Source organism: Hydrocoleum sp. CS-953, from assembly GCF_002260545.1.
In the GTDB taxonomy this organism is placed as follows: Bacteria; Cyanobacteriota; Cyanobacteriia; order Cyanobacteriales; family Microcoleaceae; genus Trichodesmium.
This window is the reverse complement of sequence record NZ_LGSU01000982.1, coordinates 1-5817: the sequence shown is the minus strand read 5'-3', so window position 1 is coordinate 5817 and position 5817 is coordinate 1. Positions and strand designations below refer to the sequence as shown.

Genomic DNA, 5817 nt, shown 5'->3' with positions numbered 1-5817 from the left:
AAAAAATTCCTAAGTATTTGTTTTAAGTTCGTTTAATTTTTCCCTAATAGTTTCGACTCGTTCGCGGTTAACACCTAAATCTGATTCTCAAAAACGGCCCGAAAATCATTATTTATTCTCTCAGACTAAATAACTTGCCAAATATATCCAAGGTAATTCTAATAAACTACGGTGATAAATACTGGTAATAAAACATCGCACAGACAAACCAGAACGACTTCTATTTATTTGTTCTAACTCTGATTTTACTGGTTTAAAATAACTATTAACAACATAATTATGACGTTGTAGCCAATTCATACGAGAGCCATGAGGCAAATAATTCAACTTAGCAATTTCCTGCTCAATTTCACAATTAATTAAATCTGCTTTATTCAAACAAATTACAATCCGTCGTGCTTGAGGACAATCATAAATAAAAAACTCAGCCCAACGATTAAATCTATTACACCATTGTTGCTGGGTAATATAATTTTCTGATTCAATATGAGACTGTAAAATTTCTCTATAGGGAGGAACAATTAAAAAAATTCCCTCACTTTTACTCACTATTTCTTTAAAGTATTGCCATTCATTAATATGTTCAGACTGCCACGACCTACGAAATAATTCTCCTGGAGAATCTATCCAATCTACAGGAATTTTACTAACACCAATAGGCAACCTAACTTCCACATTTAAAGAACATTTTTCAATAGTTTTAGTGGGTTTAGTTGTACCATCTAAATTAAGCAAGTTTGCCTGGAGATTTTGATAATTTTGATTGATTAGAGAAACCTGAACATAGTTTCCTTGGGGGTTAGCCAATTCTAATGCTAAATGAGTTTTTCCCACGGCGCGATCGCCTATATAAACTACTCCCATTTCAGTTATTAGTTATTAGTTATCAGCTATCATTTACAGCGCTTGCCGTTGCCCGTGAGATACACCCTCGCGGGCAAGATGCCCGCACTACAATATTTTCACTATATTACCCTGTACATCATTTACTTGAAATTTGCTGTATATTATCAATTATCAATTATCCATTATCCATTATCCATTATCCATTATTAATTATCCACCAGTAACAGTTACAGAATAATTAAATTTAAAAGGTTTAAAACTTGTTCCATCTTTGGCACTCCCAATAATTTCTAAATCATAAACACCTGCTTTGGGAAAAATAATTTCTGCTCCTGGTATATCTCGATATTGTTCAGTATTAATCCCTTTTAATTCTGGATTCATTATTGGTTGACTGTCAGAATTACGGGGTTCAGCATAAACATTTAACTGACAATTACATTGACTAAAAGGAATACTTTTACCACCCTTACGAGTCAGAGCAAACCAAGCTAAAGAAGATTTACCTACCTTGGGATTGTGATTAGGTGTAATGTGAAATGTACAAGCTACGTCTTCAGATACTTCTACATTATGAGCGTAAGTAGGAATTAATTTATTTGGCAGTTTATGATTAATTATTTCTGCTTTTGCAACAACAGAAAATGCCAAAGTGAACAATAAAATTTTAAGACTAATTTTCATTATTTTGTACTCATAAAAAATTTGCTTTAGGGAGGTTTTATCCAACGTTCCTACTGGACTAAAATACAATAGTAGGGGCGGGTTTTAGTAGAAAATTTAATGCTTACCCTAGGATTTATATAAACCCGCCCTAATACATAAAATTAGCTGTGTCAGTCCAAAATGATGTCTACAACATGATTGGTGGCGGGTTTATCTGATTTTAGGTAAAAACTCGTTAATTTAATGGGGAAACTAGCCCCTACTATTGTACCATTTTAGATGTGTCACGCTACTACTATTTATTAATTTTATCACTAACTTGTTCCAGTGGTGGAGCATAATATTTATACAAAGAAAATAAAGACCAAAAACGACGCGATCGCACAACCAAGACAACTAATATTATCATCCCCAAAACAACAGTTCGTAACTGATTTTCTAGACTCCATTCTAAGGAACCCAAATAATGAGAACCCATTGCCACTGCATGAACTCCAGATAATACAAATGCTGGTACGCTCAATAAATGTAACCTTCGCCACCACTGACCGAAATATTTCACTGCTCCATCAAAACTGGTAAACGCCAATGGTAACATTAATCCCAGACTTACAACACCAGTCCATATTGCTAACTGATGTTGAGGCAACATGAAGGAAACCGCTTGAATATTCCAATTTAAACTGTGGTCTAACATTCGCCCTGTATGCGCCATTGACAACACAAACGCTCCCACACCTAAAGCACGACGATAACGTAGAGGTTGACTCCAAAACCGACTTATCGGACGCGCTACCAAAGCTAAAATCAAACAAAATATTGCACCATGACCAGTATAGTCAACCATATCACCATTTCGCATGACTACCATGATGCCAACGAAAATACTCACCCAACCTGCCATTTGAAATAGTTGACTGCGTTTATCTGCACTCAAAAAAGATGTCAACATTCCTACTCCTAACATTGAGGGTAATGTTCCTAAACCAAAGGCGAACATACTCGCTCCACCTAACCAAATATTGCTTGTTTCTGCTGCTTTTATTTGCGCAGCATACAGAAAACCACATGGCATCAAACCCCAAACTAATCCTAGTAGTGCAGGAGTCCACCATTTGTTTTCCATGGAAAGGTTGACCATGACTGCACTTAAGCGGTTATGGAGATTGCTTTTTTTCAAAGGGTGGAATATTGGTAAATTTGGTAATAGTTGTGGTTGCACTTTTGCCAGACCAAACCAGATTAGCATTAAACCTGTAATTATTGCTAACCACCGTCGTAGATCGCTGTCAATACCTGCTAAATGACCGCTTGCCACTAATACAGAACCTAGCGCCCCAATACCTGCACCTGTAAGGGTATAGCTACAGAGACGACCAAAGTTAAGTANGGGTGGAATATTGGTAAATTTGGTAATAGTTGTGGTTGCACTTTTGCCAGACCAAACCAGATTAGCATTAAACCTGTAATTATTGCTAACCACCGTCGTAGATCGCTGTCAATACCTGCTAAATGACCGCTTGCCACTAATACAGAACCTAGCGCCCCAATACCTGCACCTGTAAGGGTATAGCTACAGAGACGACCAAAGTTAAGTAGGGTATGAAATTGAAATTGATGCCATTTTTTAGAGGAAACTGGAGATTTTGCCGACAGAGAAAAACTTGCAGTCAGAGGTCCGCACATTCCAACACAGTGACCGAAACTGCCAAAAAATCCTAAAGTTGTTAATAATAATAGTTCTAATAGCACGTTATTTATCGGAGATAATATTAAAGTCAATTGAAGAGCTGATAGCTAATAACTGATAGCTACTTTTGAGAAAGTAAAAAAAAATTGAAAAGCTGATAGCTAATAGCTGATAGCTGACTGCTGTTTTAGTTGCTTTTTTGTCAAGGATAGATCGCCTATTCCGCTTTCCAAACAACCAACAAATTCTTGAGCTATTTCTAAAATTGAAATTACTTCTTCCTCTTGATCCGAAAGGTGGTGTTTTTGCCCTTTAAATTGTAAAAATTCCAGAAAATATAACACCTCCTGCTGTTGTTTAGGAGTTAAATTTTTCCGACTTTCTAAAATAGTTGGTTCTTGAGTAATTGCTTGAGTCATTTGTTAGTTTCCCTACGAAGTTTAATAAATTTATTTCCATCTTATACATATTTTTAATCTGACACATCGTCCGTAGATTGAGCATCTACAAATCCTCTAATGCAACTAACGGACTGGTATCTAAAATTACGTTTGATTTCATTTAACTTAAGGTCGATCAAGATACTTTGTTATTATCAGATAAATCTCCAATACCACTATCAACACAACCCACCCATTGTTTAGCTACTTCCTAAGCAGATATTGTTTTTTATTCAGGTGGGAANGACTTTCTAAAATAGTTGGTTCTTGAGTAATTGCTTGAGTCATTTGTTAGTTTCCCTACGAAGTTTAATAAATTTATTTCCATCTTATACATATTTTTAATCTGACACATCGTCCGTAGATTGAGCATCTACAAATCCTCTAATGCAACTAACGGACTGATATCTAAAATTACGTTTGATTTCATTTAACTTAAGGTCGATCAAGATACTTTGTTATTATCAGATAAATCTCCAATACCACTATCAACACAACCCACCCATTGTTTAGCTACTTCCTAAGCAGATATTGTTTTTTATTCAGGTGGGAAAGTTTCTACTTTTTGGTTTTTACTCGGCAAAAATTCCAGAAAATATAACACCTCCTGCTGTTGTTTAGGAGTTGATTTTTTCAGACTTTCTAAAATAGTTGGTTCTTGAGTAATTGCTTGAGTCATTTGTTNATATAACACCTCCTGCTGTTGTTTAGGAGTTGATTTTTTCAGACTTTCTAAAATAGTTGGTTCTTGAGTAATTGCTTGAGTCATTTGTTGATTTTCCTACTAATCTTAATCAAATTTTTTACATTTTAACAGATTTTTGATGTGACACATCGTCCGTAGACTGATAATCCACAAAGTCTGAAAATATAGGGTTATGGATAAGTCGAAAAGTAATATTCTGATTGCCCTTGGTCGTTTGATTAAACAACGTCGGATGAAATTAGGAATTTCCCAAGAAGAACTTGGATTTCGAGCTAACTTAGATCGTACCTATATATCTGGACTAGAACGTGGTGTGAGAAATCCTTCTCTAACTGCTCTTGTTAGTTTAGCTGCAGGAATGGGTATTAGTGTATCTGAACTTCTTGATAATTTAGAGGCAGAAGCTAATAATATAGAGTGAATAATCAAAACTTAGTAGAAAACTTAAAATCTACATTTAGAAAAAACTCAACTCAATTAAAAGTATTTAATCTTTTATCAGATAAAGAATGGCATTGTCGTAGTTGTGAAGGTAAAAACCTAGCATCAGAACAATATGCAGGTGGAGGTGGTATTCAAGGATTACAAAGAGGTACAAAAAGTCGCCCTGGTTTAGAAATTAAGACAGAAAGAAAGTTCTGCAATACTTGTCAAAAACAAACAACATGGGATTGTTGGACAGGAAAAATTAAAGCAGCAAATGCTCCTACTAATATTCCCTTAGAATTAGTCGAAAAAATATTATCTGTCTATTCCTATATAGATGTGATTGAACAAAGACAACGACCGCGACATGAAATTATTATTGACCATCGTTTTCCCATGGAAAGATGGGGAAATGTTGAAGAAACTCATAACTTAAATATGAGTGAAACTGAGATTAAACAAAAATTTCAATTGCTCAAAAAAGATAGTGCAGGTAATCATAATCTTTTAAAATCAAGAAGCTGTGAATTTTGTATTAAAACTGGTAAAAGGGGTACACCATTAGGCATTAAATTCTGGTATCAAGGTAATGAAAATTGGCCTCATAATATACCTAAAATTGGAAAAGATGCTGAGACTGGATGTATCGGATGTGGTTGGTATAATTTTGATATTTGGCGAGATACTCTTAATCAAAAACTAACTGAGTTTAAGCAGGATAATTAACTATTAGACATCTCCAAAAATCAAAAATAAAATCAATTATCACCTATAAATTATCAATTACCGAAATATTCTGGTTCAAAGCCTCCCCTTGGATAGGGGATAATAAATAAAAATTTTCCTGTTTGTCAATCCTCTTCTTTTCAAGGNCTATTAGACATCTCCAAAAATCAAAAATAAAATCAATTATCACCTATAAATTATCAATTACCGAAATATTCTGGTTCAAAGCCTCCCCTTGGATAGGGGATAATAAATAAAAATTTTCCTGTTTGTCAATCCTCTTCTTTTCAAGGAGAGGTAATTCTTAATTCTTAATT

At 34.6% G+C, this 5817-nt stretch carries 7 protein-coding genes; 2 read left to right on the top strand and 5 right to left on the bottom strand.

The features are described from left to right. Positions 1 to 120: 120 nt before the first annotated feature. From AFK68_RS13865 to AFK68_RS13850, 5 genes are all read right to left on the bottom strand, one after another. Entirely contained in the window at positions 121 to 864 is a 744-nt protein-coding gene (locus AFK68_RS13865; protein ID WP_094673311.1) for a hypothetical protein, read from the bottom strand. A 192-nt stretch (positions 865 to 1056) separates the two neighbouring features. Beyond that, on the bottom strand, positions 1057 to 1530 hold the full coding sequence (locus AFK68_RS13860; RefSeq protein WP_210407396.1) for a hypothetical protein: 474 nt from the start codon (positions 1528 to 1530) through the stop codon (positions 1057 to 1059). 277 nt (positions 1531 to 1807) lie between these two features. Continuing rightward, positions 1808 to 2854, bottom strand: a complete 1047-nt coding sequence (locus AFK68_RS13855) for a sulfite exporter TauE/SafE family protein (protein ID WP_246844180.1) — start codon at positions 2852 to 2854, stop codon at positions 1808 to 1810. A gap of 48 nt (positions 2855 to 2902) precedes the next feature. Next, positions 2903 to 3264, bottom strand: a 362-nt coding sequence (locus AFK68_RS45135) for a sulfite exporter TauE/SafE family protein (protein WP_210407397.1), incomplete at its 3' end; no start/stop codon positions are given. Positions 3265 to 3363: 99 nt separating this feature from the next. Then, positions 3364 to 3621 (bottom strand): hypothetical protein, encoded by a 258-nt coding sequence (locus AFK68_RS13850; protein ID WP_094673310.1) that lies wholly within the window; start codon positions 3619 to 3621, stop codon positions 3364 to 3366. 899 nt (positions 3622 to 4520) lie between these two features. On the opposite strand from AFK68_RS13850, the gene AFK68_RS13840 reads away from it, so the two are divergent. Then, positions 4521 to 4769 (top strand): helix-turn-helix domain-containing protein, encoded by a 249-nt coding sequence (locus AFK68_RS13840; RefSeq protein WP_094673309.1) that lies wholly within the window; start codon positions 4521 to 4523, stop codon positions 4767 to 4769. Beyond that, positions 4766 to 5500: a restriction endonuclease gene (locus AFK68_RS13835; protein WP_094673308.1), complete on the top strand. Its 735-nt coding sequence runs from the start codon at positions 4766 to 4768 to the stop codon at positions 5498 to 5500. Before AFK68_RS13840 ends, AFK68_RS13835 begins: the two co-directional genes overlap by 4 nt. Positions 5501 to 5817 lie beyond the last annotated feature (317 nt).